24 protein-coding genes and 1 tRNA gene are annotated in these 26662 nt (G+C 69.5%); 13 read left to right on the plus strand and 12 right to left on the minus strand.

Going from position 1 to position 26662, the window contains the following annotated elements; translation table 11 throughout:
• Positions 1 to 89: 89 nt before the first annotated feature.
• Positions 90 to 1331, plus strand: coding sequence for a polysaccharide pyruvyl transferase family protein (locus NQK81_RS26940; protein WP_257483722.1), 1242 nt, complete (start codon positions 90 to 92; stop codon positions 1329 to 1331).
• A 58-nt stretch (positions 1332 to 1389) separates the two neighbouring features.
• On the plus strand, positions 1390 to 2550 hold the full coding sequence (locus NQK81_RS26945; RefSeq protein WP_257483723.1) for an epoxide hydrolase family protein: 1161 nt from the start codon (positions 1390 to 1392) through the stop codon (positions 2548 to 2550).
• A 7-nt stretch (positions 2551 to 2557) separates the two neighbouring features.
• Here the strand turns inward: NQK81_RS26945 and NQK81_RS26950 are convergent, their stop codons facing one another.
• Complete coding sequence (locus NQK81_RS26950) at positions 2558 to 3166, minus strand: bacterial proteasome activator family protein (protein ID WP_257483724.1); 609 nt, start codon at positions 3164 to 3166, stop codon at positions 2558 to 2560.
• A 134-nt stretch (positions 3167 to 3300) separates the two neighbouring features.
• Between NQK81_RS26950 and NQK81_RS26955 the strand changes: the two genes are divergently transcribed.
• Positions 3301 to 4500: a cysteine desulfurase-like protein gene (locus NQK81_RS26955; protein WP_126732410.1), complete on the plus strand. Its 1200-nt coding sequence runs from the start codon at positions 3301 to 3303 to the stop codon at positions 4498 to 4500.
• Here NQK81_RS26955 and NQK81_RS26960 read toward each other — a convergent pair.
• Positions 4497 to 5474: an NAD(P)H-quinone oxidoreductase gene (locus NQK81_RS26960; RefSeq protein ID WP_257483725.1), complete on the minus strand. Its 978-nt coding sequence runs from the start codon at positions 5472 to 5474 to the stop codon at positions 4497 to 4499. The two genes, NQK81_RS26955 and NQK81_RS26960, sit on opposite strands and share 4 nt — an antisense overlap.
• Before the next feature lie 80 nt (positions 5475 to 5554).
• Between NQK81_RS26960 and NQK81_RS26965 the strand changes: the two genes are divergently transcribed.
• From NQK81_RS26965 to NQK81_RS26975, 3 genes are all read left to right on the plus strand, one after another.
• Positions 5555 to 7096: a M28 family peptidase gene (locus tag NQK81_RS26965; RefSeq protein ID WP_257483726.1), complete on the plus strand. Its 1542-nt coding sequence runs from the start codon at positions 5555 to 5557 to the stop codon at positions 7094 to 7096.
• Between the two features lie 86 nt (positions 7097 to 7182).
• Complete coding sequence (locus NQK81_RS26970; protein ID WP_257489855.1) at positions 7183 to 8004, plus strand: AraC family transcriptional regulator; 822 nt, start codon at positions 7183 to 7185, stop codon at positions 8002 to 8004.
• A 64-nt stretch (positions 8005 to 8068) separates the two neighbouring features.
• Positions 8069 to 8650, plus strand: coding sequence for a dihydrofolate reductase family protein (locus NQK81_RS26975; RefSeq protein WP_257483727.1), 582 nt, complete (start codon positions 8069 to 8071; stop codon positions 8648 to 8650).
• A 4-nt stretch (positions 8651 to 8654) separates the two neighbouring features.
• On the opposite strand, the gene ypfJ is transcribed toward NQK81_RS26975, so the two are convergent.
• On the minus strand, positions 8655 to 9575 hold the full coding sequence (gene ypfJ / locus NQK81_RS26980) for a KPN_02809 family neutral zinc metallopeptidase (protein WP_257483728.1): 921 nt from the start codon (positions 9573 to 9575) through the stop codon (positions 8655 to 8657).
• A 538-nt stretch (positions 9576 to 10113) separates the two neighbouring features.
• Here ypfJ and NQK81_RS26985 point away from each other — a divergent pair.
• Positions 10114 to 10617: a MarR family winged helix-turn-helix transcriptional regulator gene (locus NQK81_RS26985; protein WP_257483729.1), complete on the plus strand. Its 504-nt coding sequence runs from the start codon at positions 10114 to 10116 to the stop codon at positions 10615 to 10617.
• On the opposite strand, the gene NQK81_RS26990 is transcribed toward NQK81_RS26985, so the two are convergent.
• The 5 genes from NQK81_RS26990 to NQK81_RS27010 form a co-directional block, all read right to left on the minus strand.
• Positions 10607 to 11749, minus strand: a complete 1143-nt coding sequence (locus NQK81_RS26990; protein ID WP_257489856.1) for an RNA polymerase sigma factor — start codon at positions 11747 to 11749, stop codon at positions 10607 to 10609. The genes NQK81_RS26985 and NQK81_RS26990 overlap by 11 nt on opposite strands.
• Positions 11750 to 11757: 8 nt before the next feature.
• Positions 11758 to 12165, minus strand: coding sequence for a YciI family protein (locus NQK81_RS26995; protein WP_126732405.1), 408 nt, complete (start codon positions 12163 to 12165; stop codon positions 11758 to 11760).
• 54 nt (positions 12166 to 12219) lie between these two features.
• A tRNA-Ser gene (locus NQK81_RS27000) sits at positions 12220 to 12308 on the minus strand.
• A gap of 95 nt (positions 12309 to 12403) precedes the next feature.
• Positions 12404 to 12748, minus strand: a complete 345-nt coding sequence (locus tag NQK81_RS27005; RefSeq protein ID WP_257483730.1) for a DUF4190 domain-containing protein — start codon at positions 12746 to 12748, stop codon at positions 12404 to 12406.
• A gap of 23 nt (positions 12749 to 12771) precedes the next feature.
• On the minus strand, positions 12772 to 13059 hold the full coding sequence (locus NQK81_RS27010) for a DUF2277 domain-containing protein (protein ID WP_034309927.1): 288 nt from the start codon (positions 13057 to 13059) through the stop codon (positions 12772 to 12774).
• Positions 13060 to 13172: 113 nt separating this feature from the next.
• Here NQK81_RS27010 and NQK81_RS27015 point away from each other — a divergent pair, with 113 nt between their 5' ends.
• Entirely contained in the window at positions 13173 to 14117 is a 945-nt protein-coding gene (locus NQK81_RS27015) for an Ldh family oxidoreductase (RefSeq protein ID WP_257483731.1), read from the plus strand.
• Between the two features lie 93 nt (positions 14118 to 14210).
• On the opposite strand, the gene NQK81_RS27020 is transcribed toward NQK81_RS27015, so the two are convergent.
• Together NQK81_RS27020 and NQK81_RS27025 are read right to left on the minus strand one after the other, a co-directional pair.
• Complete coding sequence (locus tag NQK81_RS27020) at positions 14211 to 14429, minus strand: RNA-binding S4 domain-containing protein (protein WP_016330720.1); 219 nt, start codon at positions 14427 to 14429, stop codon at positions 14211 to 14213.
• Positions 14430 to 14436: 7 nt separating this feature from the next.
• Positions 14437 to 15174 carry a trypsin-like serine peptidase gene (locus NQK81_RS27025; protein ID WP_257483732.1) on the minus strand — a complete coding sequence of 246 codons (738 nt, stop codon included), beginning with the start codon at positions 15172 to 15174 and terminating at the stop codon, positions 14437 to 14439.
• 147 nt (positions 15175 to 15321) lie between these two features.
• On the opposite strand from NQK81_RS27025, the gene NQK81_RS27030 reads away from it, so the two are divergent.
• Together NQK81_RS27030 and NQK81_RS27035 are read left to right on the plus strand one after the other, a co-directional pair.
• On the plus strand, positions 15322 to 16146 hold the full coding sequence (locus tag NQK81_RS27030; RefSeq protein ID WP_257483733.1) for an SDR family NAD(P)-dependent oxidoreductase: 825 nt from the start codon (positions 15322 to 15324) through the stop codon (positions 16144 to 16146).
• Positions 16147 to 16242: 96 nt separating this feature from the next.
• Complete coding sequence (locus NQK81_RS27035; RefSeq protein WP_257483734.1) at positions 16243 to 16911, plus strand: hypothetical protein; 669 nt, start codon at positions 16243 to 16245, stop codon at positions 16909 to 16911.
• Here the strand turns inward: NQK81_RS27035 and NQK81_RS27040 are convergent.
• The gene (locus NQK81_RS27040; RefSeq protein ID WP_257483735.1) at positions 16899 to 17747 is read right to left on the minus strand and encodes a LysR family transcriptional regulator; all 849 of its coding nucleotides are present in this window, start codon (positions 17745 to 17747) and stop codon (positions 16899 to 16901) included. The two genes, NQK81_RS27035 and NQK81_RS27040, sit on opposite strands and share 13 nt — an antisense overlap.
• A 76-nt stretch (positions 17748 to 17823) precedes the next feature.
• Between NQK81_RS27040 and NQK81_RS27045 the strand changes: the two genes are divergently transcribed.
• The 3 genes from NQK81_RS27045 (at position 17824) to NQK81_RS27055 (ending at position 21304) form a co-directional block, all read left to right on the plus strand.
• Entirely contained in the window at positions 17824 to 18540 is a 717-nt protein-coding gene (locus tag NQK81_RS27045; RefSeq protein WP_257483736.1) for a CTP synthase C-terminal region-related (seleno)protein, read from the plus strand.
• 72 nt (positions 18541 to 18612) lie between these two features.
• The gene (locus NQK81_RS27050) at positions 18613 to 19875 is read left to right on the plus strand and encodes an MFS transporter (protein WP_257483737.1); all 1263 of its coding nucleotides are present in this window, start codon (positions 18613 to 18615) and stop codon (positions 19873 to 19875) included.
• Positions 19876 to 20128: 253 nt separating this feature from the next.
• Entirely contained in the window at positions 20129 to 21304 is a 1176-nt protein-coding gene (locus NQK81_RS27055) for a GGDEF domain-containing protein (protein ID WP_126732395.1), read from the plus strand.
• A gap of 377 nt (positions 21305 to 21681) precedes the next feature.
• Here NQK81_RS27055 and NQK81_RS27060 read toward each other — a convergent pair whose 3' ends face one another.
• The gene (locus NQK81_RS27060; RefSeq protein ID WP_257483739.1) at positions 21682 to 26637 is read right to left on the minus strand and encodes an RHS repeat-associated core domain-containing protein; all 4956 of its coding nucleotides are present in this window, start codon (positions 26635 to 26637) and stop codon (positions 21682 to 21684) included.
• Positions 26638 to 26662: the final 25 nt, after the last annotated feature.

The following is a 26662-nucleotide window of genomic DNA, read 5'->3' on the forward strand; positions in this document are numbered from 1 at the left end:
GATGGGGCCGGTGATGCTTGGGCCGCCCCGCCCGAGCAGCTTTCGCGCTCCCGGTCCGGTAACCGTGTGTGCGGCGTTACGATGCACGAATGCCGGTCCCCGACAGTACGGCTTCGGAACCGAAGCCTGCCCGGCGCGCCCTGTATTACCTGGTCGCGCCGGTCGGTCACCCGAACTACGGTGACGAACTCATTGCCGCGAGTTGGCTCCGGCATCTGGCCGAAGTGGCACCGGACGCGGATGTGTGGGTGGACACCCATTCACCTGGTCCCGCCGCCGTACTTCTCGATGACCTGCACCCGCGAGCGAAGTTCACGGACACCTTGTGGCGCCTCTGCTGGGAGGCCGCCTCCGAGGACCCGTGGCAGGCCGCGGGATGGGTCCGGGAAGTCATCCACAACCCCGGGATGATGCCCAGGCTGCATCACGGGATCGAACTGCTCGCGACGGCCGACGTGATCCACGTCGTCGGTGGCGGCTACATCAACAAGCTGTGGCCCAAGCAGATCGGCCTTTTGGCCGGCGCGGCCGCGGCCGCCGAGCGCTCGGGTGGCCGGGCTGCCATGACGGGGCAGGGGCTGGTGCCCGCTTGTGACGGCGTCGCGCCGTTGTTGCGCGCGCTGGCCGACCGGTTCGAGATCGTGGAAGTCCGCGATGAGGCTTCGGCCGAGTTGCTGGACGTGCCGGTGGGGCTCGACGACGCGTTCATCGGCATCGGCCCGCATCTCTACGAGGAGTCCGAGGATCTCCCCGAGATCATGCTCTGCCTCCAGTCCGACCTGGTGGAGGTAGGGGTCGGAAAGCTGGCGGGCGCGGTGCTGTCGATGCTGCGGTCCTGGAAGGTCCCGCCCGAAAAGATCGGCGTGGTCGAGGGGGTTCCGCGCGTCGACAGGGAGGTGTTCGCGCTCCTCGAGCGGGAACTGCCCGGTGCCCGGTTCTACCCGTTTTCGCATATCTGGACGCACGGGCTCCCGGTTTCGCCCCAGCAGACCTGGATCTCCACCAGGTTCCACCTGCACATGCTGGCCGCGGCGGGAGGCGCTTCGGGCGTCGCGGTCTCGATCCACGCCGACTATTACGCGACGAAGCACCGCTCCTTGGCGGCGCTCGGTTCGAACTGGACCGTTCTCGAGGACTTGAGCGAGGTTCCGGATCGGCCGGAGGCGGGTGGCTATCCACCCGAGACCTTGGCCGGTTTCAGGAAGGCGAAGCACGACCTGGCGAAGACCATCTACGCGCCAGTGCTCCGGCCCGAACCGGAGCCGGAGGCCCCTGTGGAAGCTCACGTGCCCCCGCGGCGGAGGCGGTGGGCTCGGCTCATCCGCAGTTGACGACTCGGGTCGGAATCGAGGACCGCACCTGTCCTCGATCCTCCCTACCGTCGGCCCCATGACCGAAGAGATCAAGCCGTTCACGATCGACGTCCCCCAACGCGACCTCGACGACCTCGCCGCCCGCCTGGCGAACACCCGCTGGCCGGACGAGATCGACGGCGTCGGCTGGGGGCTCGGGACGCCGCTCGGATACCTCCAGGAGCTGGCCGAGTACTGGCGGCTCCGCTACGACTGGCGCGCCCATGAGGAGAGGCTCAACGGGTTCCCGGGTTTCCTGACGAACATCGACGGCGCGAACGTCCACTTCCTGCACGCGCGGTCGCCGGAGCCGGACGCGATCCCGCTGGTGCTCACGCACGGGTGGCCGGGGTCCATTGTGGAATTCCTCGACGTCATCGGCCCGCTCTCCGACCCGCGCGCGTACGGCGGAGACCCCGCGGACGCGTTCCACGTCGTCGTGCCGTCGCTGCCGGGGTTCGGCTTCTCGGGGCCGACGACCGACGCGGACTGGGGCACGGGCCGGATCGCCGACGCCTGGACGGTACTGATGTCGCGGCTCGGGTACGAGCGGTTCGGGCTGCACGGCGGCGACTGGGGCGCGATCGTTTCGCGCGACGTGGGCGTCCGGTCCCCGGAGCGGGTGATCGGCGCGCATCTGACGATGTTGCCGCACGCGGTGCCGGAATCCGAGGCCGATCTCGAAGGGCTCACCGGCGAGGAACTCGCGCGCGGGGAGGCGGCGCTGGCTCGTGGGCGGGAGTTCCAGACCGGCGAGCTCGGCTACGCGATGATCCAGGCGACCAAACCGCAAACGCTTGCCTACGGGCTCACCGACTCGCCGGCCGGACAACTGGGCTGGCTGGTGGAGAAGTTCAAGTCCTATTCGGACTCGCGAGACGTCCCGGAAGACGCGATCGATCGCGACGACCTGCTCACCAGCGTGATGCTCTACTGGCTCACGGGCACGGCGAACTCGTCTTCGCGGATCTACGCCGCGCTGGGCCCGGCTTGGGGTGAGGGGCCTGCGAAGTCCACGGTGCCCACCGGCGTGGCCGTGTTCCCGAAGGACACCGGCCTGCCGATCCGGCACCTCGCCGAGCGCACCGACGACATCGTGCACTGGTCCACTCCGGACCGCGGGGGTCACTTCCCCGGCCTGGAGGTGCCGGACCTGCTCATCGACGACCTGCGGACGTTCTTTCGCCGGTTCCGCTGACCCCTTGTCAGAGGTACTGGCCGGGGCCGTGCGATTCTCCGCCGGCCCCGTGCCCGCCCAAAGCGGCGCCGCCCGCGGACGGACCGGCCGGGAGCCCGCGCCGCATCTGCTCCAGCTGCACCCGCGCGGCCATCTGCTGCGCGAACAGCGCGGTCTGGATGCCGCTGAACAGCCCTTCCAGCCAGCCGACCAGCTGAGCCTGCGCGATCCGCAGTTCGGCATCGGACGGCGTCGAGTTCTCGGTGAACGGCCGCACCAGGCGCTCCAGCTCGTCCTGCAGCTCGGGCGCGAGCGCCTGCTCCAGCTCGCGGATGGAGGTCTGGTGGATCTCGCGCACGCGGGTGCGGCTGGCGTCGTCCAGCGGCGCGGCGCGGACCTCCTCCAGCAGCTGTTTGATCATCGTGCCGATGCGCATCACCTTGGCGGGTTCCTCGACGAGGTCGCCGAGGGACTCCTCCTGCCCCTCCTCGCCGGAGTCGGATCCGGGGGAGGCGACGCGTGCGGTACCGACCGGGACGCCGTCGGGACCGACGACCACCACATGGTGTGGGGAGTCTCCGCCGCCGTCACCGGGGGTGGTCGATTCGCGGGAAACTGGGTCGGTCATGTGCTCCATCCTGGCCTACGTCGGGCGCCGAGCGCAGTGTGGTTTTCGCCGCCGTCTCCGAGCGTAGCGGGAATCGTCGCACCCCGTGTTCGGGCAGCCAACCCCGGGTAAAGCGCCAAACCGCACGTCCGTACGGTGTCCCCATGGCGTTCGACGTCGCTCGTATCCGTGGGCTGTTTCCCGCGCTGGGTGACGGCTGGATTCACTTCGACGGCGCCGCCGGAATGCTCGTACCTGAACAGGTCGCTTCGGCCGTATCCACGGCCATGCGCGCTCCGGTGTCCGGACCGGGTGGAGCGTTTCCGGCCTCCCAGCGTGCGGAAAGCATCGTCACGGCCGCTCGCCGGGCGGTCGCCGACCTGGTCGGCGCCGACCCGGCCGGGGTCGTGCTCGGCCCCAACGCGCCCGATCTCATCCGCCGTCTCGTCGACGCGATGGCCGACCGATGGACGATCGGCGACGAGGTCGTCGTCTCCCGGCTCGACGAGGAGGCCAACCTCGCGCCGTGGCGCCGCGCGGCGAAACGCGTCGGCGCGGTCGTGCGCTGGGGCGAGATCGACATCGAGACCTGCGAGCTGCCCGCCTGGCAGTACGAGAACCTCGTCTCCGCGCGCACCAAGGCCGTCGCGGTGACGATGGCGTCCGGTTCGGTCGGCACCCGGCCCGACGTCCCGACGGTGATCGAGTTCGCCAAACGGGTCGGCGCGCTGGTGGTCGTCGACGCGACGTACGCGGCGCCGTTCGTCCCGCTGGACCTCAACGCGCTCGGTGCCGACGTGATGGTGGTTTCGGCGCAGGCCTGGGGTGGCCCGTCGGTGGGCGCGCTGGTCTTCCGCGATCCCGAGCTGCTCGAACGCCTGCCGTCGGTGTCGCTCGATCCGGCCGCGCGCGGGCCGGCCCGGATGGAGCTGGGGCCGCACGCGTACCCGTTGCTGGCCGGTCTGGTCGCGTCGATCGACTATCTGGCCGGGCTGGACGACGCCGCGATGGGTTCGCGGCGCGAGAAGCTGGTGACGTCGCTGGGTTCGGCGAAGTCGTACCACGCGGGGCTTCTGGCGCAGCTGTCCACGGAGCTGCGTTCGCTGCGGCACGTCATGGTCATCGGCGACGCCATGCGCCGGATCCCCGCGCTCGCGTTCGCCGTCGCGGGCAAGAAGGCGCCCGAGGTCGCCGAATACCTGGCGTCCCAAGGGCTCTGCGCCTTCGCCGACGACGGAACGAGCGGTGTCTTCGGGTCGCTCGGCGCCGCCGAAGTCGGCGGCGCCGTCCGCATCGGACTCGCGCACTACTCGAACGTCTTCGAGGTCAATCAGCTCGTCCGGGTACTCGAAGAGATCCGTTAACTCTTCGCCGCCAGCAGGACCTTGCCGAAAACCGTGCCTTCTTCGAGCGCGCGGTGCGCCGAAGCGGCTTCGGCCATCGGGACGACCTGGCCGACGATCGGCTTCACCGAACCCTGCTCCACCAACGGCCACAGCCGCTCGCGGACGTCGGCGACGATCGCCGCCTTCTGCTCCAGCGGCCGCGACCGCAGCCCGGCGGCGTACACGCTCACGCGTTTGCCCAGCAGCTTGCCGATGTTCAGCTCACCCTTGACCCCGCCCTGCATGCCGATGATCACCAGCCTGCCGTCGGCTTTCAGCGCGTCGATGTTGCGGTCGAGGTACTTGGCGCCCATGTTGTCGAGGATGACGTCCGCGCCGCCGGTCTCGGCGCGCAGGACCTCGACGAAGTCCTGCTCCTTGTAGTTGATCGCGATGTCGGCGCCGAGCTGGCGGCAGCTCTCCAGCCGCTCTTCCGAACCCGCCGTCACCGCGACCGTCGCGCCGAGCGCCTTCGCGACCTGGATCGCGTGCGTGCCGATGCCGCCCGCACCGCCGTGGACGAGCAGGACCTCACCCTCGGACAGGCCGGCGTGCATCACCACGTTCGCCCAGACGGTGCACGCGACTTCGGGCAGTCCGGCGGCCGCGAGCAATTCGACTTCGGCGGGAAGCGGAAGCAGTTGTCCTGCCGGGACAGCGACCTTTTCCCCATAGCCGCCACCGGCGAGCAAAGCACAAACCTCGTCGCCGATTCGCCACCCTTCGACGCCTTCGCCGATTTCGGCGATCGTGCCCGAACATTCGAGTCCGATGATTTCGCTCGCACCCGGCGGAGGCGGGTAATTCCCCTGGCGTTGCAGCAGGTCAGCACGGTTGACGGCACTCGCGGCGACTTCGATGACTACTTCGCCTTCACCGGCGACGGGATCAGGGACCTCCGTCCATTCGAGAACATCGGGATCGCCGGGCTCACGGATGGTGATCGCGTACATACGAACGACCCTATCCCGGTGTCATAAAGTCCGCCGAACGTCGGTTGACCTGTGGCGTGAACCACACAAGGGTGTCGCCCATGTCATATTCGCGAAGAAGCATTGTTCCCTCGATCGTGGTAGCGGCCACCGCCGCGCTCACGGTCGGAATGGCACCGGCTGCGACGGCCACCACCGGGATCGACGGTCCCGCGCTGGCGAAGCAGCTCGTCAACAAGGTGAACGTGAACAACGTCAACCGGCACCTGATCGCGTTCCAGCGGATCTCGGACGCGACCGGTGGCCGCCGCGCCGCCAGCACCGAGGGCCACAAGCGATCCGCGGAGTACATCGCCACGAAGCTGGAGCAGGCGGGCTTCGCGGTCACGCGGCAGGAATTCCCCTTCACCTACGCGGAGACCCTCGCGGAGAGCCTGACGGTCGCGGGCGCCGACGTCCCGATCATCATCATGTCCTACAGCCCGTCGACGCCCGCCGGTGGAATCACCGCGCCGCTCGCGGTGGTCCCGGTCGACGCCACCAGCGGCTGCGAAGCGGCCGACTACGCCGGCGGGGTCGCCGGGAAGATCGCGCTGATCCAGCGCGGCGGCTGCTCCTTCGCGCAGAAGCAGGCGACGGCCGCCGAGGCCGGTGCCATCGGCGCGATCGTCTACAACAACGTCCCCGGCCCGGTCAACGGCACCCTGGGCGACCCGTCCGCGGCCAAGATCCCGACCGGCGGCATCACTCAGGCCGACGGCCAGGCCCTCGCCGGCAAGGCAGGCGCCTCGGTCACCCTCGACCTCCGCGCCTTCCAGGAGGCGCGGACCAGCTACAACGTCCTCGCCGAGACCAAGACCGGCCGCAAGGACAATGTCGTGATGCTCGGCGCCCACCTCGACAGCGTCACCGAGGGCCCCGGCATCAACGACAACGGCACCGGTTCCGCCGCGCTGCTGGAGACCGCGCTGCAGCTGGGCAGCAAGCCCAAGGCCAACAACGCCGTCCGCTTCGGCTGGTGGAGCGCCGAGGAGTTCGGGCTCGTCGGCTCGACCCACTACGTCAACTCGCTGAGCTTCGAGCAGCAGCTCGACATCGCGCTCTACTACAACTACGACATGATCGGCTCGCCGAACGCGGCGTACTTCGCCTACGACGGTGACAACTCCGACGGTGTCGGCGAGGGTGCGGGCCCGTACGGCTCGGGTCAGCTCGAAAAGACCTTGGTCGACTACCTGCAGCTCGGCAAGGGCGTCCCGGTCGAGGGCACGGACTTCACCGGCCGTTCGGACTACCAGGGCTTCATCCGCGCCGGCATCCCGGCCGGTGGCCTGTTCACCGGCGCCGAAGGGGTGAAGACCGCCGCACAGGCCGCGAAGTGGGGCGGTAGCGCCGACGTTCCCTACGACAAGTGCTACCACCAGGCCTGCGACAACCTCGGCAACGTCGACCGCGTCGCGCTCGACCGCAACTCCGACGCCGTCGCCTGGGCGCTGGGCGTGTACGCGACCAGCACCGAGAACATCAACGGTGTCTCGGGTGCCAAGGCCATGAAGGCGCAGGAACTTCGCGCGGCCGAGCGGTCGCAGCAGCGGAGCCTGACGGCTTCGGTCCACGCTGACGACCACCACGTCGCTTCCTGATCCGAAGTATCCGAAGCCCCCTTCCTCGCGTCTGGCGTGAGGAAGGGGGCTTCGGCGATGCTGGGGGCGTGGAGTACGTGTCCAGAGTGCCGCGACCGCCGCTGGACGGGCTGATCGACGACCTCTATCACCTGGCGGGCGCGCCGCCGTACGTCCGGCTGACGCTGCCGCCGATGCCCGGGGCGTTCCTCATCGTCAACCTCGGGCCGCCGTTCCGTATCCGCGCCGGCGCCGAAATCGAGGCGGCCGAGTACGCCGACGGCTGCGTGGTCACCACGCCCACCCGCGCGCTGGAGTTCGGCTATCCGCCCGGGACCCGGTCGGTGGGCGTGCACTTCAAACCGTGGGGCCCGGCGCAGTTCCTGCCGATGCCCGCGGCCGAGCTGTGCGACCGGCCGGTGACCCTGGAGCAGGTTTGGGGCAGGCAGGCCGTCGCCGAGCTGCGAGACCGGCTGGCCACGGCGGACGGACCGCAAGAGATGCTGACGCTGCTCGAAGAGGAGCTGATGCGTCGGCTGCGCGAGACCGCCGGCCTGGGGCTGGTCCGCCATACGAGCGGCGTTCTCGCGGCGACCGGCGGCGCGGTGGCGATCGGCGGCCTGAGCGTCGCGGCCGGGGTCAGCAGCACACATCTGGCACAACGGTTCAAGCAGCTCGTCGGCGTCACGCCGAAGCGGCTGGCCCGCACGTACCGCCTCACCGCCACCGTGTTCGCGATCGACCCCGCCGGACCGGTCGACTGGGGTGCCCTCGCCGGCGGGGCCGGCTATTTCGACCAGGCCCACTTCGGCCACGAGTTCCGGGAGTTCACCGGGCTCACGCCGACCCGGTACCTCGAAGTCCGGCGGCGGTTCCTGCGCGAACATCCCGGCCACGCGCTGGACGGCTGGCCGCTGCCCGCCGATTGATTTCTTACAAGAGCGACGGCGCCCGGCCCGCTAGTTTCGGGGCACCCCAAACAGAGGAGGGCCTGTGGGCAAGGTGGTCATGTACGCCTCGGTGTCGGTGGACGGCTTCATCGCGGACGAGAGCGACCAGCCCGGACCGCTGTTCGACTGGCTGACCGGCGGTGACGTCCCCCTGGACGACAGCGGGGCGCTCAAGGTGTCACAGGCGTCCTACGACTACACCCGGGCGTACTGGGACCAGATCGGGGTGACGATCGCCGGCCGACACGTCTTCGACCTGACGGACGGCTGGGATGGGAAGCCGCCGAGCGGCATCGACCACGTGGTCGTCGTGACGCACCGGCCCGCGCCCGAAGGGTGGGACCCCGAGGCGCCGTTCCACTTCGTCGACGGCGTCGAGGCGGCCGTGGCCAAGGCGCGGGAGCTCGCGGGTGACCGCGTGGTCGAGGTCGCCGCCGGTGACGTCGGTGGCCAGGCGCTCGCCGCTGGCCTGGTCGACGAGGTGCGCATGGACGTCGCACCCGTGGTGCTCGGGTCCGGCAAACGCTACTTCGGGTCGGTCGAGGCACAGCACCTGCTGGAGGATCCCGACGTGGTGCTCCAGGGCGACCGGGTGCTTCACCTGCGCTATCAGGTGCGCCGGTGAAGCCTCAGCCCAGGCTCCTGGCCGCGAAGGTGTCGCACCGCGCGGGCTCGCCGGTCTCGAAGCCGGTGGTGAACCACTTCTTCCGCTGCGCCGACGTGCCGTGGCTGAACTTCGACTCGTCGACCCGGCCGCCGCCGAGCTTCGACTGGATGTAGTCGTCGCCGATCCGCGAAGCCGTGTCCAGCGCGGAGTCGATGTCCGCCTGGGTGACGTCGGTGATCAGCGGCCGCCCGGATTCGGTCGGGGTGGTCGTGGCGTGGTTCGCCCAGACGCCGGCGTAGCAGTCGGCCTGCAGTTCGAGCCGCACCGAACCGGACGTCGGCCCGCTGCCGGTGCCCTTCTTGGACACCCCGGTGAGGTTCTGCACGTGGTGCCCGTATTCATGGGCCAGCACGTACGCCTCCGCGAACGGACCGCCCTGTGCGCCGAACCGGCTGCGGAGTTCGTTGAAGAAGTTGAGATCGATGTAGACCTCGGAATCGCCGGGGCAGTAGAACGGCCCGACGTCCGAAGTCGCGCTGCCGCAGGCGGTGTTCACGCCGCCGTTGAAGAAGTTGGTGACGGCCTTGCGGTAGGTCGACCCGGACCGCTGGAACTCCTGCCCCCAGTAGTCCTGGATCGAGTTGATGAAGCCGACGATCGCGCAGTCGTGGTTCCGGTTCGCGTCCGCGCCGGTCTTGCACTCCTGCGACAGCGACGTGTTGTCCATCTGCTGCCCGGAGCCCACGCCGCCGAGGCTGCCGATCCCGCCGGACGACGGGTTCAGGCTCACGCCGCCGAACTGGGAGAGGAGGAAGTAGATGACGAGGCCGACCACGCCGAGCCCGCCGCCGCCGAGTGCCACCCGGCCGCCGATACCGCCACCACCGCCACGCAGGTCCTCGACCTCGGAGGTGTCCAGGCCCGCGCCTTCGTCGAATCGCACGGGGAAAGCGTAGCCGGAAGACCCCGGATATGCCTGGGTGCGGCCACCCGGAGGCGCCGCACCCAGAACTACCGAGGTTGTCTTGTTCCGATCGCCGGTTGGCCGCGATCACCGGGCCGGCGCCGGGCACTGCCGAGGCGGTCGAAGAGGCCGCGAACCCGAAACAGGCCGGAGTGACGCCGAATGCGCGAGAATTGTCGAGCGCATCTTGAGATGCCCGCGCTCATCGCTGTTCGCAGTCGCGACCGACCCGGTCCTTTCCGTTCCGGTCGCGGGGACACAGCAGGCGGTCAACCGCGAGAATCACCCGCCATACCACCACCTGACCCTTCCCGGCTGGGGAGCAGGTCGGCGACCGTTCGAGGAGATCGCCCGTTACTTGCCCGACCATCCGCTGACAAGCAGAATGCGCCTTTTCGCGCCGAGTCTCAACCTTTTCGTGACCCTCCTTCGGGCGAATGTCCCGCCGGGTTTTTCACGGGCCGAAAAGTGACCGGTGGGTATGCGCCTTGTGCGATCAACGCTCTACTCTGCGTGGATGGCGGTGGAGCAGAAGGAAGTGCGCTGGCTGTCCGAGTCCGAGATGGTCGCCTGGCGCTCGTACATCGTCGCCACCATGCGGCTGCGGCAGCGCCTGCATCGCGAACTCTCCGAGCGCCACGACGTCACCCTCGCCGACTACGAGGTCCTGGTCTGCCTTTCGCTCCAGCCCGACCGGCGGATGCGGATGACGGAGCTGGCGAGCATGCTCGGCTCGACCAAGAGCAGGCTTTCGCACCAGATGGTCCGGCTGGAGGCCGACGGGCTCATCCGCCGCACGCGCGACCCGGCGGACAAACGCGGTGTCGTCGCGGAGATGACGGAACGCGGCGCGAAACTGCTGGAAGGTGCCGCGCCGACGCATGTCGAGGGGGTCCGGGAGCATCTGATCGACCTGCTGAGCCCCGAGGAGCAGCGCGTGCTGGGGCAGGCTTTCGGCCGGGTGCTGGATCACCTGTCGGAGATCGACGGCCTTCCGCGCCTGCCGCCGATCACTTCTTGAGGGCGTTGAGCCGCGCGGCCTGACGGGTCAGATGCGCGCGCTCGGCCAGGTTGACCGCCTTGCCGGCGGCCTCGCCGTACAGCCGCGCCGCCGTCGCCAGATCGCCGTCGCGTTCGTGCAGGTACGCCGCCACCGCCGCGTATCGCGGCAGCGAGTCGTCCAGTTCCGTGAGCGCGGCCAGCCCCGCGCGCGGTCCGTCCGCCTCGCCGACGGCCACCGCGCGGTTGAGCCGGACGACCGGGCTGCCGGTCAGCCGCGCGAGTTCGTCGTACCACTCGACGATCTGCACCCAGTCGGTCTCTTCGGCCGTGGGCGCGTCGGCGTGGAGCGCCGCGATGGCGGCCTGCGCCTGGAACTCGCCCAGCCGATCACGGGCCAATGCCGCCTGAAGGATCTCGACGCCCTCGGCGATCAGGCCGGTGTCCCACTTGCCGCGGTCCTGCTCGGCCAGCGGGATCAGCTCGCCGCCGGGCGCCGTCCGCGCGGCGCGGCGGGCGTGGTGGAGCAGCATGAGGGCGAGCAGTCCCGCGACCTCGGGATGGTCGATCGAGGCCGAGAGACGGCGGGTGAGCCGGATGGCTTCGGCGGCGAGGTCGACGTCGCCGGAGTAGCCCTCGTTGAACACCAGGTAGAGCACGCGGAGCACGGTGGCGACGTCACCCGCCTGGTCGAAACGCACGCCGGAGACGGTGCGCTTGGCCCGGCTGATGCGCTGCGCCATGGTCGCTTCGGGGACCAGGTACGCCTCGGCGATCTGGCGGGTGGTGAGCCCGCCGACGGCGCGAAGGGTGATCGCGACCGCCGAAGACGGCGTCAGCGACGGGTGGGCGCACAGGAAATAGAGCTGCAGCGTGTCGTCCACCGCGGGAGCGGGGCCGGGGGCGGGCTCCTCGTCGACGAGGTCTTCGCGACGGCGACGGGCGGCGTCCGACCGGGCCATGTCGAGGAACTTGCGCCAGGCGACGGTGACGAGCCAGCCTTTCGGATCCTTCGGCCGGTCGCCGGGCCAGACGCGGACGGCTTCGATCAGCGCTTCCTGCACGGCGTCCTCGGCGGCCGCGAAGTCGGCGCCGCGGCGGCAGAGGATTCCGAGGACGTTCGGCGTGAGGCTCCGGAGGAGGACCTCGTCCAGCTCGGCGCTCACTCCGTGATGACGAGCTGCTCGCTCAGGACCGGGCGCAGTTCGAGCCACTCGTGGATCGGCTTCCCGCCCGCTCCCGGCGCGGCCGACAGCTCGGCCGCCAGTTCGAGCGCCCGCTCGTAACTGTCGACGTCGATCACCATGAAGCCGGCGATGAGGTCCTTGGTCTCGGCGAAGGGGCCGTCGGTGACCGGGGGTTTGCCCTCGCCGTCGTACCGGACGAAGGTGCCTTCGGGGGCGAGAGCCTGCTCCTGGACGAACTCGCCGGTCTCCACGAGCCGGGCGGCGAAGTCCTTCATGTAGTTCATGTGCGCCGTGATCTCGTCCGGGGCCCAGTGATCCATCGGCACGTCGTTGACCGCCGCCGGAGCGCCGCGGTAGTGCTTGAGCAGCAGGTACTTGGGCATGCCGGAAGGGTAGTGGAAACGGCGGCGCCCCCGGGGCGCCGCCGATTTCAAGACTGGCGGTAGCGGTGGGATTCGAACCCACGGAGGACAGAGCCCTCGCATGTTTTCAAGACATGTTCCTTCGGCCGCTCGGACACGCTACCGCTGTCGAGGGTATCCGACGGGGCTTTGGCGAAACGCTTCGGATCTAGTCGAAGCGCAGCTTTCCGTTGAGGGTGGTGGCGGGGGCATGGATGGACTAGTCGAAGTCCCAGTCGGTCAGGATGCCCACGAAGATGAAGGCCGCCAAGAGCAACACGACGACGGCGACGCCGATGTAGCCGATGATGATCGCCGCGAGCGCCATCCCCTGGCCGCCGGCTTCCCCGCGTTTGGCCTTGGAATGCGCGATATGCCCCATGATGACGCCCGCGATCGACGGCAGCCCGCTGCACGCGACGAGACTGGCGATCGACACGACGAGCGCAGCGATCGCCAGACCTTGTTCCTGCGGCGGTTGCGGCGGGCCGTACCCATAGCCCGGTTGCTGGTACGGCTGACCGTAGGGCTGCTGCTGACCGTAGGGGTCTTGCGGGTATGTCACCCGCTCACCGTAACCGCCGGGGTTCAGGAAGCCTGGCTCTTCGCGGCCTTTGCCGCGATTCGCGCCTGGACTTCGGGGCGGCGCAACGGTGGCACCGTCGCCGGCGGCTGACGGCGTGCGGGCAGCTCGGTCAGCAGCCGCCGGGTGATCTCGGTGATCTCGGCGACGGCGGCCTCGAAGGGCTCGCGGGTGGCGTCGGACAGGCTCTGCACCCCGGACACCTTGCGGACGTACTGGCGGGCGGCGGCCTCGATCTCGTCCGGCGTCGCCGCCGGTTCAAGCCCTCGAAGCGTCGTGATGTTCCGGCACATGACTCGATGGTAAGTCCGTCCACCGACATTTCCGAGTGAGCGGATCACACAGTCGGTTAGAAGCTGCCTTGGTTCGTTGACGCCGAAAAACGCGGTTGGGCACCCTCGGCGGAGTGCCCCTCAGACCCCGCTCTCTTCGCCGTGCGCCCGTCGAGCCGATCGCCGAACCGGCCGAACCCTCCCCGATTCCGGAACAGGTCTGGCAGCGCGTCCCGATCGACGCCCTGATCGACCTGGTCACCGAGGTCTTCACCGCACACGATCTGCCGTGGTCGCGCGCCAGGATGGCCGCCGAGGCCTTGTGCCACGGTGATCTCACCGGAACACCGGAGTCCGGTGTCGCCGAGCTGACCAGGCTGCATCTGCCGATGCTGGCCGACGGGACGGTGCGGCCGAGGGCCGAACCGCTGATGATCGCCGACCGCGGCGCCGCGGCACTGATCGACTACCGCCGTGCGCCCGGCCTGTGGGCCGTCGGCGACGCGATGGACCGGGCGGTTTCGCGGGCCGGCCGGTACGGCGTCGGGCTCATGTCGGTCCGCGGCGTCGGTCCGTTCGGCCGTGCCGGGCACCATGCGGCGAGGGCGTTGCCGCACACCATGATCGGGCTCGTCATGGCGGCGGGCGGTGAGCTCGGGAAGGCCGCGAATCCGCTCGGCATGGCCGCTCCGGCCGGCGCGTACCCCGAGTTCGTCCTCGACCTGGAGACACTGGCGGATGTCGATAGCGCGGCCGTCGCGGGTTTCGCGCTGCTGGTGGAGATCTTCGCCGGGGTGCTGTCGGGTGTCGGCGACCACGATCACGACACCGGCCTGATGGTGATGGCGATCGCGCCGACGACGCTCCGCAGCGCCGACGGGTTCTACAAGGCCGCCAGCGCGTTGTTCGGCAGCCTGCTCGGCTGGGAGGGCGGCGCCCCGGTCCGCTATCCGGGCTGGCGCGAGGCGCAGTACCTCGAACAGTGCCAGGCGCTGGGCGTCCCGCTGAACGAGCCGGTGCACCGCGAGCTCGAAGACCTCGCGCGGGCGTTGCGCCTGGCGCCGTTGCAGGGCCGCTGAAGGGTGTTTGATCAGACGGACGACACGGCGCCGGACCCGGCTGCGGCCGTGTCGTCCGTCTGATCACGCGCGAGAGGCAAGCGAGGCGCGCAGCTAGCCCAGGACGACGCGGCCGCCTTCGCCGCCGACCTCCACGACGTCGCCGTTCGTCAGCTGACGTCCGCGCCGGACCTCCACCTCGCCGTTGACCGTGACCTCTTCGGCGTCGAGGAGGTCTTTGGCGTGCGAACCGTCTTCGGCGAGGTTCGCCAGTTTGAGGAACTGGCCGAGGCGGATCGGCTCTCCGGTGATCGGGACGTCGTGGATGCTCATGGGGAGATCATCCCCGCGCGTCCATCTTGCGGTACAGGGTGGCGACGTCGGTGTCGAAGTAGCTGCTGTAGGACGTGTCCGGATCGTCCCCGCCGTACAGGTAGCCGCCGATCACGCCGACGACGGTGCCGAGTCCGGTCCCGGCGTCGGCACCGACCACCCACGGGCCGCCGCTGGTGCCGGTCGTGAAACCGGGGCACGCGACGCGCATCTGGTAGGTGTCGGCCTGTGCGCTGAAGCCGTGGCAGACGACCGGCGCGTCCCGTTCGTCGGGATAACCGGTCAGGGTGATCGCATGGGCGAATCCGCTGCCGGTCAGCAGCGTGTTGGCGCCGGTGACGCTTTCGAGGGTCTTCGTGCTGCCGGCCTGATGGGCGGTCGCGAAGCCGACGTCGAGGTCTGGGTCGGAGGACTCGGCCCACCCCTCGGGCACCCGCGGATCCGAGACGTCCCAATAGCCGTACGGCGCGACACCGTCGTGATAGCCGGGAGCGAACGAGATCCCTGTCGCGTAATCGCCGCCTTCGCCGTCGTGGAGGCAATGCGCCGCCGTGAGCAGGAGGTCGCCGGGGGCGCTGTGGACGACGCTGGCCGTGCAGAAATGTGTTCCGTCGAGGAAGAGCGCGCCGATCGCCGGAGTGGTCGGTGACGCCTCGGGGCCGGCCGCCGCCGTCACGCCGGGATCCGGCGCGGCGGAACAACCGGACAGAACGGCACAGAGCACGAGCAACAGGGCGCGGCGCATCGCCTTCCTTTCGCTCGTCCACGGCCGTCCGGGTTCCAGATCACCATAAGTGGCACGCGAACACAGCCCGATTCGATCAACGCACAGCGAGCTCACAGCCGTAGTATGTGTTACCTCCGGTAACAGTCGAGCGGGTTGGGAGCGGGTATGAGGTCGTTCACGGACAAGGTCGTGGTGATCACGGGCGCGGGCTCGGGGATCGGCAAGGCGCTCGCGATCGAACTGGCGGGGCGGGGTGCCCGGCTGGCGCTCTCCGACGTCGACGCCGTCCGCGCGGCGGGCACCGTGGCGGAGTGCGAGAAGGCGGGCGCGACCGCGAAGGCGTACGCGCTCGACGTCGCCGACCGTGACGCCGTCCTCGCGCACGCCGAGGAGGTCGCCGTGGATTTCGGCGGCGCCAACATCGTGGTGAACAACGCCGGGGTCGCGCTCGGGGCCACGGTCGAGGAAATGACCTGGGACGACTACGACTGGCTGATGGGGATCAATCTCGGCGGTGTGGTCAACGGCACGAAAGCCTTTCTGCCGCAGGTGATCGCTTCGGGTGACGGGCATGTCGTCAACCTTTCGAGCGTGTTCGGCTTCATCGGCGTGCCCACGCAGAGCGCCTACAACGCGGCGAAATTCGCGGTGCGGGGGTTCACCGAGGCGCTGCGGCAGGAAATGCTGATCGCCCGGCATCCGGTCAAGGTCAGCTGCGTGCATCCCGGGGGCATCAAGACGAATATCGCGCGTGACGCGCGGGGCGGCGTCGAGCGGGACATGGACAAAGCCGCCGAGGGATTCGAAAAGATCGCGAGGACGACGCCGGAGAAGGCCGCGCAGACCATCGTGCGCGGTATCGAACGGGGGACGGCGCGGATCCTGATCGGCCCGGACGCGTATGCCATCGACGCGATTCCCCGCGTGCTCGGCTCCTTTTACCAGCGGCCGCTCGCCCTGTTGGGGCGCATGGGAATGAAACGGCTCTGAACGGAGTAACCCTCCGTGCTCCGGACGGCTCGGGATAACTCGATCGGGGTGCGTTACTTACGGCGGCGTCGGAAATGCACCACAATGCTCAAGTTCGTGATTCCGCTTCCGGAGGTCCCCATGCCGCGCGCCGCCCAGCGCCGTCCGTCGACCGACGCCTTTTCCGCGCCCGTCGAGACCGTCGAACTCCTGGACCGGACGGGGATCATCGCGGCCAGCCTGCCGAAGCGGCGGCGAAGCCCGGAGAACGAGATCGAGCCAGAGCCGATGCCGGTGCGGCCCCCGGTGTGCGAACCGGTCGTGGACAAGGATCTGCGGCCCAAGGCCGTCGTCATCCATCGCCGCGCCCGGTCGTGGCTGGCCGGTGGGGCGGGGGTGGCGCTGCTCGCGATCGGCTGGTTCGCCGGCACCTTCACCGTCGAGCCCGCCGGCGACACCGCCCTGCCCGAGCAGCCGCTGCCCGCCGTGGCGAGCCAGCCCGCGCCGCCCGCCGCGCAGCCCGTACAGCCCGCGCCGCAGGCCGCTCCGGTGACCGTCTATGTCCCGGTCACCGTGAAACAGCAGGCGCCCACGACGAAGAAGAAGCCCGCCAAGGAACAGGTCGTCGCCCTGCCGCCCGCCGAGACGAAACCGCCGGAGCAGCCGCGTTCCGACCTCGGATCGCGGGACAAGGCCGCGGAGAGCCTCCGGAGCATGATGGATCCCGTCGTGGCGAGTTCGCTGGCGATGGAGATGGCGCAGGGGATGATGAGTTACGGCCGCTGACCCGTCAGCGCGGCGGCCAGCGCGGCGCCTTCGCCGGGGTCGCCGTGCACGAGTTCGGTGCGGTGCACCACGCGCGGCGAGGACAGGGTGAGCGTGCTCACGCCGGTGAGGACGTCCGCTGGGAGCAACGCGAGTCCCTGACCGGCGGCGACCAGGCCGAGCAGGCCGTGGACGTCGGTCCCGGTGTAGCGCAGCCGGCCGCGGAACCCGTCGGTCGAGGCGGATTTCCTCAGCCGCTCCAAGGGAATCGCGGTGTCCGGCGCGTCGATCCAGCCCGCGTCGGCGAGTTCGGCCAGCCGGACGGCCCGGCCCGCCATCGGATGGTCCGCGGGGACCGCGACCGCGAGCGGGCGTTCGCCGACGACGGTGGTGGTGAGCGGGCCGGTGTCCGGCAGCGGGAGCGGATCGCTCGGCGCGGTCATCCCGTCGACGAGACCGAGGTCCAGTGCGCCCGCCGCGATCTCCGTCAGGACGTCTTCCCTGCCGAGGACGCGCACTTCGGTGCCGCGCCGCACGGTGGTGGCGACGTCGGCGGTGAGCGACAGCGGGGTCAGCCCGAGGACGACCCGGCCGGTGGGCGCGGCGGTGAGCCTGGCGAGATCCGCGCGGGCGGCGTCGAGCCGGGTCAGCAGCGGGCCGGCGTGTTCGAGCAGCCGTTCCCCGGCCCGGGTCGGCGCGACGGGCCGCCGGGTCAGCAGTGCGGTGCCGAGATCCTGTTCGAGCGCGGCGATGTGCTGGGAGATCGCGGACTGCGTGTAGCCGAGGTCTCGGGCGGCCCGCGAGAACGAACCGCCGCGCGCCACCGCCACGAAGGTGCGGAGCAGATGGGTCTCCATAGTCATCAGTATCGCTTATCGAACCAGCACGGATCATCGTTGGTGCTGAACTCGGTTCGCGGGTGAGGATGGCCGCATGACAGAAAAAGCCCGGATCGCCGTGGTCGGCGACCGTTCGGACGGCGTCCGCTCCCACGTCCGGATCCCGAAGCTCTTCGCCCGTCTCGCCGAACGTGACGGCCTCGAACTCGACGCCTACTGGCTCCCGACGGACGCCGTCGGTGACGTCACCGGCTTCGACGGCGTCTGGCTGGTGCCCGGCAGCCCCTACCGGTCCGAAGCCGGTGCGGTGGAGACCGTGCGCGCCGCCCGCGAGAACGGCGTCCCGTTCCTCGGCACCTGCGCCGGTTTCCAGCACGCGCTGCTGGAATACGCCCGGAACGTCTGCGGCCTCGACGGGATCGGGCACGCGGAGAACACGCCGGAATCGCCCGAGCGGCTGATCGTCCCGCTGGCCTGTTCGCTCGTCGGGCACGAGGGCGCCGTCCACGTCACGCCCGGTACTCGCGCGGCACGGATCCTCGGGACGGACCGTTCCGTCGAGCGCTACCACTGTTCGTACGGCCTCGACGCCCGTCACCTGGACACCTTGGCGGCGAACGGGGTGGTCTTCAGTGGATTCGACGACGAGGGCGACGCGCGGATCGCGGAACTGCCGGAGCATCCGTTCTTCGTGGCGTCGCTGTTCCAGCCGGAACTCGCCGGTGACGGAACCCGGCCGCATCCGCTCGTCGAGGCCTTCGCCCGCGCTGCCGTGGAGCACGCGAAACTGTCCGTCCACAGTGGACTTTGACGGCCGTCGTGGTCCGGATGGACGCTGACACTGCGGAAGTGATCGACTACCGTGAGCCAAGGGGAGGGGCTCATGGAGAAGGGGGATTCCGCTCGGGGCACCGCGTTCAAGGCCGCTTTCGCAGTCGGCGAGTTCCGTGCGTTGTGGGCGGCCGAGGCGCTTTCGCAGGCCGGTGACCAGCTGGCAAGGGTCGCGTTGTCGGTGCTGGTCTGGGAAAGAACGGCGTCGGCGGGGCTGACCGGGCTCGCATACGGCCTGACGTATCTGCCGACGCTGATCGGGGGCACCCTGTTCGCCGGCCTGGCGGATCGGTATCCGCGCCGGACGGTGATGATCGTCTGCGACCTGCTGCGCGCGGCGATCGCGGCGCTGATGGCAGTGCCGGGAATGCCGCTTTCGGTGCTGGCGGGGCTGCTGGTGGTCCTGACGATGGCGGGCGGGCCGTTCCGGGCGGCGCAGCTCGCGTTGCTCCCGGACGTCCTCGAAGGCGACCGGTACCTCGCCGGGCTGGCGGTCCGCACGATCACCATCCAAACGGCACAGCTCGCCGGATTCGGTGGTGGCGGGCTGGTGATCGGCTTCGTGACGCCCTACTGGGGACTGGTGATCGACGCGGTGACCTTTGTGGTCTCGGCGCTGCTGGTGTCCACAGGGGTTCGTCGCCGGAGGCCTGTCGCCGCGGAATCTTCGGTGAAAAGCCGGGTGGCACGGGCTTTCAGCGGCGAAGGTGCCAGAGAACTGTGGCAGGGCAAGGGAATCCGGGTGCTCTTCGGGCTGAAGATGCTCGCCGGGTTCGCCATCGCGCCGGAGGGGCTCGCGGCGCCGCTCGCCGTCGGTCTCGGGGCGGGGACTTTCGCGGTCGGTTTTATTCTCGCGGCGGATCCGATGGGTGCGGTAATCGGATCGTGGATCTTCACGAAATGGGTTCCGGCGCGGCGGAAAACGCGAATGGTCGGCATTCTCGCCATCGCATCCGTCGTTCCTTTGGTCTTTCTCTTCTTTCGCCCGCCGCTGCCGGTCTGCCTGGTGCTGATCGGGCTCAGCGGGGCCTTCGCGGCGCCGTACCACCTGCAGGCCGTCGCGTTGATGGCCCGCGCGGTTCCCGACGGCGTCCGGGCGCAGGTGATGGGCCTGACCTCGACGAGTTTGGTGACCGTACAAGGAATCGGGATCATGCTCGCGGGCGTTCTCGCCCAGCTGACCGGCCCGTTCGTGGCCGTTGGAGTGGCCGCGACGGTGGCCGTGGCCTCGGCGGGACCGATGGCGATGGCCTGGAAACGCGCCATCGCCACCGGCCCCGATGTGTGGCTCCCGGCCGGGAGCCGGACCGGCTGAATCGACTGGATCAGTCCTCGCGACCGTTCATGATGGTCCTCCCTCCCACTGCTCCATCTGTGTGTTCCGGAATTGACTCGAGCCACCCTCAGTACTACCTCGGATACATTGAAATGTGCACGGAAGGGGGCCGGTGACGATGATTATGGGGGATACGGAACTCGCCGGAGAAGGGACCGGTACACGTCTGAGAACCTGGGTCCGAAACTGGGACCTATGGTCCGGGCCACGCGGTGTTCCCGCGGTTTTCCTTGTGGTGGAAGGACTTGCGGCGGCGGTCGCCGTAGTCGCCCTGCTCCGATCGAACTACGAGACTACGGAATTCGTCCGATTTGGATCACTGCTCGGCTTGGCGGTCCTGCAGGCCGAGCTTTCGCGTTCGGTGGAACGGTTACGGCGCACGCTTTGTGACCGGCCGCATATCAACATGACTTCGGTGTGGACGTTCGCGGGGGTGCTCGTCCTGCCGCAGGGGCTCGCGCTGGCCCTCGGACTGCTCATCTACCTGCATCTTTGGCTCCGGGTGTGGCGGGGGATGAGCCACCGCCCGGCGTATCGCGTGGTGTACTGCGCGGCGGCGATCGTGATCTCCTGCCTGGCTTCGGGAGCGATCGTCTCCGGCTGGAACGGGCTGCCCGTCGGGTTCGCCGGCTCGCTGAAGATCGTCGAGGCGGCGGCGGTGTTCACCGTGGTCAACGCGTTCGTCGTGGCGCTCTCGGTGTACCTGCACACCGGGGCGAGGGCCCCGCGTGCGCTGTTCGGCACCGGCGACGACAACCTGCTCGAGATCACCACGCTGGTGCTGGGGACCTCGACCGCGCTGGGCATCGTGCACGCGCCCGCGCTCGTGCCGTTCGTCCTGCTGCCGGTGCTGGTGCTGCACCGCAGCGTGCTGGTGCGGCAGCTGGAGATCGCGGCGAACATCGACGGCAAGACCGGCGTCCTGAACGCGCACGCGTGGCACGCGCTGAGCGAGCGGGAGCTCACGTCGGCGGCCAGGGCGAACCGAAAACTCGGTGTGCTGATGCTCGATCTCGACCATTTCAAGCAGGTCAACGACGTCTACGGGCATCTCGCCGGCGACGTCGTGCTCAAGGCCGTCGCGAAGACGATCTCCGAGCACGTACGCGACTACGACTCCGTCGGCCGCTTCGGCGGTGAGGAGTTCGTCGTGCTGCTTCCCGGTGCGACGGAGACCGACGTGCTCCCCGTGGCCGAGCGCGTGCGGCGGGCGGTGATGGCGCTCGAAGTCGAGGTTGCGACCGCTTCGGGGCCGGGCGTCGTACGGGGGCTTTCGGTGTCGATCGGCGCCGCGGTCTACCCGTCCGGCGGGACCGTGCTGGAACGGCTGCTGCATGTCGCCGACGCCGCGCTCTACCAGGCGAAGAACAGCGGGCGGAACCGCGTCGTCTCCCTCGCCGCCGCCTGACGGCCCGCGTTTCGTCCTCTGGTTGAGAGGTGAGTCAAAGGTGTCGTGACCCGGGGCGGGTCGGTGGTGGGGTGAAGGGAGCCTTCACCCCGGCCACTCACTCGCGCCGACCACCTCACCGCAGGCGCCCGTGTCGCGAAAGCCACTTTCGGGACGCCTGATGTCCCGAAAGTGGCTTTCGCGACGTGTTCGACAGGCCTTCACGGACCGGCAGGGTGCGGTGACCTCGCACGAAGCGCCCAAATCGGGCATCGGGCGCGCCCCTGGTGTCCCTTGTGGACAGTGCGGTCACGATCAGCCCGGCTGGCCGCTCCCCGGCAGGCAAGACGCAACATTCGGCTTACCCCTCTAATACCGTATCCAGAGGACGAAACGCGTCAGTCGACGTCCATCGCGTTCGGGTCCTTCTTGCCGTAATCCAGGTCGCCCCAGCCGCCCTCGCCGGTCTGGTACTTCGCCCGGTCGGCCGCGCTCGGTTCCGGGTAGTTGTCGTGGATCCGATCGACTTCCTGCTCGTAGGTCTCGCGGTTCTGCCGCTTCATCTCCTCGGGCCAGTCGCCGTCCCGGATGGTGTCCCGGGCCATGTGCAGTTCCTTGACGTCGTGGCTGGACAGCGGCGGCGTGGTCGCGGTCGTACCGGGACCGGTCGAGTAGGTGAGGCCCTTACCGCTGGCATGCGCGTCGTCGATCATCTTGTGGTACGAGTCGTCCGCGATCTTGCCGTCGAGGGTGCCGTCGGTGTTCTTGAACCCGTCCCGGAACGCGTAGTCGAGCTGGTTGAGCTGGATCGCGGTGTTCGCGTCGCCGCCTTCCAGCGCGTTGCGCTCGGAGTCGCGGTAGTCCTGACTGTTCTTGAAGCCGCTCGGCTTCGCCGAACCTTCGGTCAGGTCCTGGTCGCCCTTGTTACCGGTACCGATATGCGACGCGTGCGCGGGTTTGGCCTCCTGATACGCCCAAGCGTGGTTCTCCAGGTCCTTTTGCTCGTGACTCGAACCCCGTGCGCCACCACTGCCACGGCCGATCGCCTCGTAGGGGACCGGGTGCTCGGATTCGTGGGAATCTCCGGAGACCTTGTCCCGGCCGTCGCCCTTGAGTTCGTTGTCGTACTTCGCCGTGAGCCGGTTCTGCTCACGCTTCTTCGCGCCGTGCGTGCCGTCGAGGTAGCTCTGCGGCGGGCGCCGCGGCTTCTTCGGCCCCGGTGCCGGCTTCGGCTTGGTGACCCGGTTGCCCGGCGATTTCGTCTTGCCGCCGCCCCCGCGGGTCCCCTTGCCGCAGGTGCCCGTCTTCGGTCGCGTCGGCGCCAGGCCGAGCGGGTCGATCAGGTCCGTCGGGTTGCCGACGTAGGCCAGCGAGTCCGACGCCGGTTCGAGGCCGAGCGGGTCGTGCGAGAGGTACCGCCCGGTGGCCGGGTCGTAGTAGCGCTTGAAGTTGTAGTGCAGCCCGGTTTCCGGGTCGTGGTACTGGCCGGGGAAGCGCAGCGGCGTGTACGCCCGCCCCGGCGGCGAAAGCACCTTGCCCCACAACGACGTGTGCAGATGCCAGGCGACGTCGCCCGCCTCGTCGAGCAGTTCGCTCGGTGATCCGACGAGATCGGTGACGATGGCGTGGAACCGGGCGTCCTGTCCGGGGATCCGTTCGACCTGCGTGATCGGTCGTTCCGTGCCCGGCTCCAGGTCCCAGACGACGGCGGTCCCGCCGCGGATCTCCTCGGCGAGGTTCGTGCCGTCCCAGGTGAAGTCGATCTGTTCGAGGATCCGGCCGTGGACGTCGAGGTGCTGCTTGGCGATCCGCCGTCCGAGCGCGTCGTAGTGGTAAAGCCAGCGCTCACCGTCGGGGGTGACGACGCCGGTGAGCCGGTCGTCTGAGTTCCACTGGTAAGTCCAGGCGCGTCCGGGTTCCCGGCGCGCGATCGTGCGGCCTTCGGTGTCGTGCAGGTACGACGTCGATCCGGCGCCGGTCATCAGGGTGCCCTGGTAGCGCCGCGGTCCGACGGCCGGATCCGCGCCCGGCCAGCCCGCCTGCGTGATCGCGCCCGCGAGGTTGTAGCCGTAGCCCTCGCGCCAGCCCTGTCCCTGGACGTCGACCACGCGGCCGGCCCGGTCGACCCGCAGCGAACGCGGCCCGGACAGCGAATCCGAGATCGACGAAACGAGCCCGTCCCGCAGGTAGCCGTACTCGCGGTGCTGCACGACACCCCGGCCGGTGGACACGGTCTGGGAGGTCAGCCGGTCGGCGGCGTCCCAGCCCTGGCGCAGCTCGACCGGCGTGCCTTCGAGCCGCCGCGACACTTCCCGGCCCGCCGGGTCGTACTCGAAACGCAGGGTGCGCCCGGCCGTTCGCAGCGCGACGGGGCGGCTCGCCGCGTCGTAGGCGAAGAACGACTCGGCGCCCGACGGCGTGCGCCGCGCGACGCGACGGCCGATGGCGTCGTACTCCGAGAGGACGGCACGGCCGTTGAGCGCTTCCGAGACGATCCGGCCCAGCGCGTCGTAGGCGATGGTGACTTCGGAATGCGCGTTGCGCGCCGAGGTCATCCGGTCGGCGCCGTCGTAGGTGAACGTCGCGACGTCGTCGCCCGCGCGGCGGCCGACGACGCGGCCGAGCGCGTCGCGTTCGATGGTGACCGTCTGGCCGAGACTGTTGGTGCGCGACACCAGTTGCCCCGCGGCGTCGTAGCCGTAGCGGGTGGTGCGGCCGTTGAAATCGGTCTCGCCCACCAGGTTTCCGGCGGGGTCGTAGTCGTAGCGCCAGACGAGACCGTGTTCGTTGGTGACCGAAACCAGCCGCAGCTCGGTGTCGTACACATAGGACAGTCGATCGCCGTCCGGGCCGATTTCGGCGGTGGGCAGGTCGAACTGCGAGTACTCGGTGCGCACCGCGTGCCCGCGGGCGTCCACGGCTTCGTCGGCCGAACCCGCCGTGGTGCGGTTCCAGCGCCACACCGAGCCGTCCGGGTCGATCTGCTCGGCGATCTCGCCGAAGCCGTCCCACTTCGTCCGGGTGACACCGCCGAGCGGGTCGGTGACCGAGATGGTCCGCCCGAACTCGTCGTAGGTGTACCGCGTGACCGCGCCGAGCGGGTCGGTGACGGCGACCGGCAGGCCCGCGGAGTTCGACTCGATCAGGGTGACGCCGCCGAGCGCGTCGGTCACGACCGCGACGTTGCCCGCGTCGTCGTAGCCGTAGGTGGTGACGGCGCCGGTCGGATCCGTGGCCCGCACGAGCTTTCCCCGCTCGTCGTACTCGCGGCGCCAGACGGCGCCGTCCGGCCCGGTCCGGCTGATCCAGCGGCCCGGAGCGGCGTACTCGGCGAGCGCGCGGCCGCCGTCGGGCTGCAGCACGGTGACGACGTTCCCGTCGTCGTCCATTTCCCACCGCGTGGTGCGGCCCAAGGCGTCGGTGCGGCTGAGCAGCTTGCCGAAGCGGTCGATCTCGTACCGCGTGGTGTTGCCCAGCGGGTCGGTCTCCGCGACGATCCGGTGCAGTTCGTCGAGCTGATACCGGGTGACGTGCCCGAGCGAGTTCGTGACCGAGGTGACCAGGTTTTCGCGGTCGTACTCGATATCGACGTCGAGGAAGCCGCCGGTGCCCTGTGCCCGCACGACGCGGCCTTCGGAGTCGAAGCCGTATCCGTACCAGCGCCCGTCGATGTCCTCCCAGCGCACGATCCGGCCTTCGGCGTCATAGGTGAACCGCAGGGGCTGCCCGGCGACGTCGGTGATTTCCACCAGACGGCGCCGCTCGTCGTACCGATAGCTCCGCAGCGCGGTTTCCGCTCCAGGAAGCCGAAGGGCGGTGATGAGCCCGTCCTTCGACTCGACGAGCAGGCGGTAGCCCGCGGAATGCTCCAGCTCGCGGGGGACGCCGTTGTCGTCGTAGTGCACCGAGATCCGGTGGCCGTCGCCGTCCACGATCGCGCGCAGGGGAAGGGAATCGCCAGGGCCGGCGAAGAGCAGCATCCCGTCGGGAGTGGTCACCGCGTAGCCGTCGTCCACTTTGGACAGCGGGAGTCGCTGCCCGAATTCCGGGAGGACGGGGCCGGAAACCGGGACCGGATAGGACAAAAGCGTCCCGTCGGCGAGCGCGAGGTGCAGGCCGTCGTCCTCGACCTCGATCCGCTGGTCCACAGTGGACGCCCACGAAGCGCCGAAGAACCGGCCGAGCCGGTACGACGAGAGATGCGTCCGCGACACGGTCAGCGGGAGGACGCCGGCGAACACGACGTCGTCCTGCGTAAGCATCATCGAGCCGGTCGCGACGTCGATCGGGTCGCCGCAGCCGCCGCGGTCCTTGGGCGGGACGCGGTCCCCCGGGGTGGTTTCGTTGTCCTTGATCCGGTTGTTCGTCTCGGGTTTCGGGGCGCCGCGGTCCTTGGGCGGCGGAGGCGGCGAGCCGGACGGCGTGGTCGATCCGTCCGGGGTCTCGTTCTTCGGCGGCGGAGGTGGATCCGACTTCACCGGCGGCGGATCGCTCTTGCCGGGCCCCGCGCCGGACGGCGAAGTACCCCCGCCGTCGGGGCTGCTCTTGGGCGTCGTGCCCTCGTCCAGCTTGTTCGGCTTCGGCGCGGGCGCGCCCTTGCCCGGCTGGAGCTTTTTCAGTGCCTTCGCCGCGCTGTCGAACAGGTCGTCCGCTCGCTTCAGCAGCGGCATCAGCGCCTGGAGCGCCTTGACGGTCTTCTTCGTCAGGTTCGCGATCTTGCTCGCGGTCTTCGCCACCGCGTTGACCACCTGCGGGACCACCCAGGTCAGCCCGATCCCGAGGGTGAACAACACCTGGAGCGCCCAGCTGATCAGATGTCCGATCAGCTCGGCGATGATGTCACGCACCAGCGCGCGGATGGCGGCGACGACCTCGCCCGCCGTCTTCACTCCGCTGGAGGCGCCCTCGCAACCGGCCTTCGCCGACTCCAGCAGCGTGACCGTGTCCTTGGCCTGCGCGCGGTAAGCGTCGGCCGAGGTTCCCGTCCAGCTCTGCAGATCGGCGGAGACCATCCCGGCCAGATCCGCGCCGACGTCGCCGAGTTCGGTCGCGATGTTCATCCAGGTCTCGGCGTTCGCGGCGATCTCGTCGGCGTTGCCGGTGAGCGCGTCGAGCGCCTCCTTGAGCGGGCCGACGTGCTCCATCAGCCAGCCGACACCGTTCGCGAGGATCGCGCCGAAGGGATCCATCGCCATCGACAGCGCGTCGAGCGCGGTCCCGACCGCGCCCAGCGCCACCGAGGCCCAGTCGCCGCTTTCGATGGCCGACTTCAGTTCGAACGCCGACTCCAGCAGTGACGAGCCGGTGTACGCCTTCGTCGAGTCCTTTACCTCGGCGACAAGCGGGTTACCCACGACGACCTTTCTGATGTTTCAAGGG

The sequence above is a fragment of the Amycolatopsis roodepoortensis genome (assembly GCF_024628825.1).
GTDB classification, from domain to species: Bacteria; Actinomycetota; Actinomycetes; order Mycobacteriales; family Pseudonocardiaceae; genus Amycolatopsis; species Amycolatopsis roodepoortensis.

Coding starts and splice junctions, on each gene's coding strand:
- NQK81_RS26940 (WP_257483722.1), top strand. CDS start 90: ATGCCGGTCCCCGACAGTACGGCTTCGGAACCGAAGCCTGCCCGGCGC.
- NQK81_RS26945 (WP_257483723.1), top strand. CDS start 1,390: ATGACCGAAGAGATCAAGCCGTTCACGATCGACGTCCCCCAACGCGAC.
- NQK81_RS26950 (WP_257483724.1), bottom strand. CDS start 3,166: ATGGAGCACATGACCGACCCAGTTTCCCGCGAATCGACCACCCCCGGT.
- NQK81_RS26955 (WP_126732410.1), top strand. CDS start 3,301: ATGGCGTTCGACGTCGCTCGTATCCGTGGGCTGTTTCCCGCGCTGGGT.
- NQK81_RS26960 (WP_257483725.1), bottom strand. CDS start 5,474: ATGTACGCGATCACCATCCGTGAGCCCGGCGATCCCGATGTTCTCGAA.
- NQK81_RS26965 (WP_257483726.1), top strand. CDS start 5,555: ATGTCATATTCGCGAAGAAGCATTGTTCCCTCGATCGTGGTAGCGGCC.
- NQK81_RS26985 (WP_257483729.1), top strand. CDS start 10,114: ATGGCGGTGGAGCAGAAGGAAGTGCGCTGGCTGTCCGAGTCCGAGATG.
- NQK81_RS26995 (WP_126732405.1), bottom strand. CDS start 12,165: ATGCCCAAGTACCTGCTGCTCAAGCACTACCGCGGCGCTCCGGCGGCG.
- NQK81_RS27010 (WP_034309927.1), bottom strand. CDS start 13,059: ATGTGCCGGAACATCACGACGCTTCGAGGGCTTGAACCGGCGGCGACG.
- NQK81_RS27020 (WP_016330720.1), bottom strand. CDS start 14,429: ATGAGCATCCACGACGTCCCGATCACCGGAGAGCCGATCCGCCTCGGC.
- NQK81_RS27025 (WP_257483732.1), bottom strand. CDS start 15,174: ATGCGCCGCGCCCTGTTGCTCGTGCTCTGTGCCGTTCTGTCCGGTTGT.
- NQK81_RS27030 (WP_257483733.1), top strand. CDS start 15,322: ATGAGGTCGTTCACGGACAAGGTCGTGGTGATCACGGGCGCGGGCTCG.
- NQK81_RS27040 (WP_257483735.1), bottom strand. CDS start 17,747: ATGGAGACCCATCTGCTCCGCACCTTCGTGGCGGTGGCGCGCGGCGGT.
- NQK81_RS27045 (WP_257483736.1), top strand. CDS start 17,824: ATGACAGAAAAAGCCCGGATCGCCGTGGTCGGCGACCGTTCGGACGGC.
- NQK81_RS27050 (WP_257483737.1), top strand. CDS start 18,613: ATGGAGAAGGGGGATTCCGCTCGGGGCACCGCGTTCAAGGCCGCTTTC.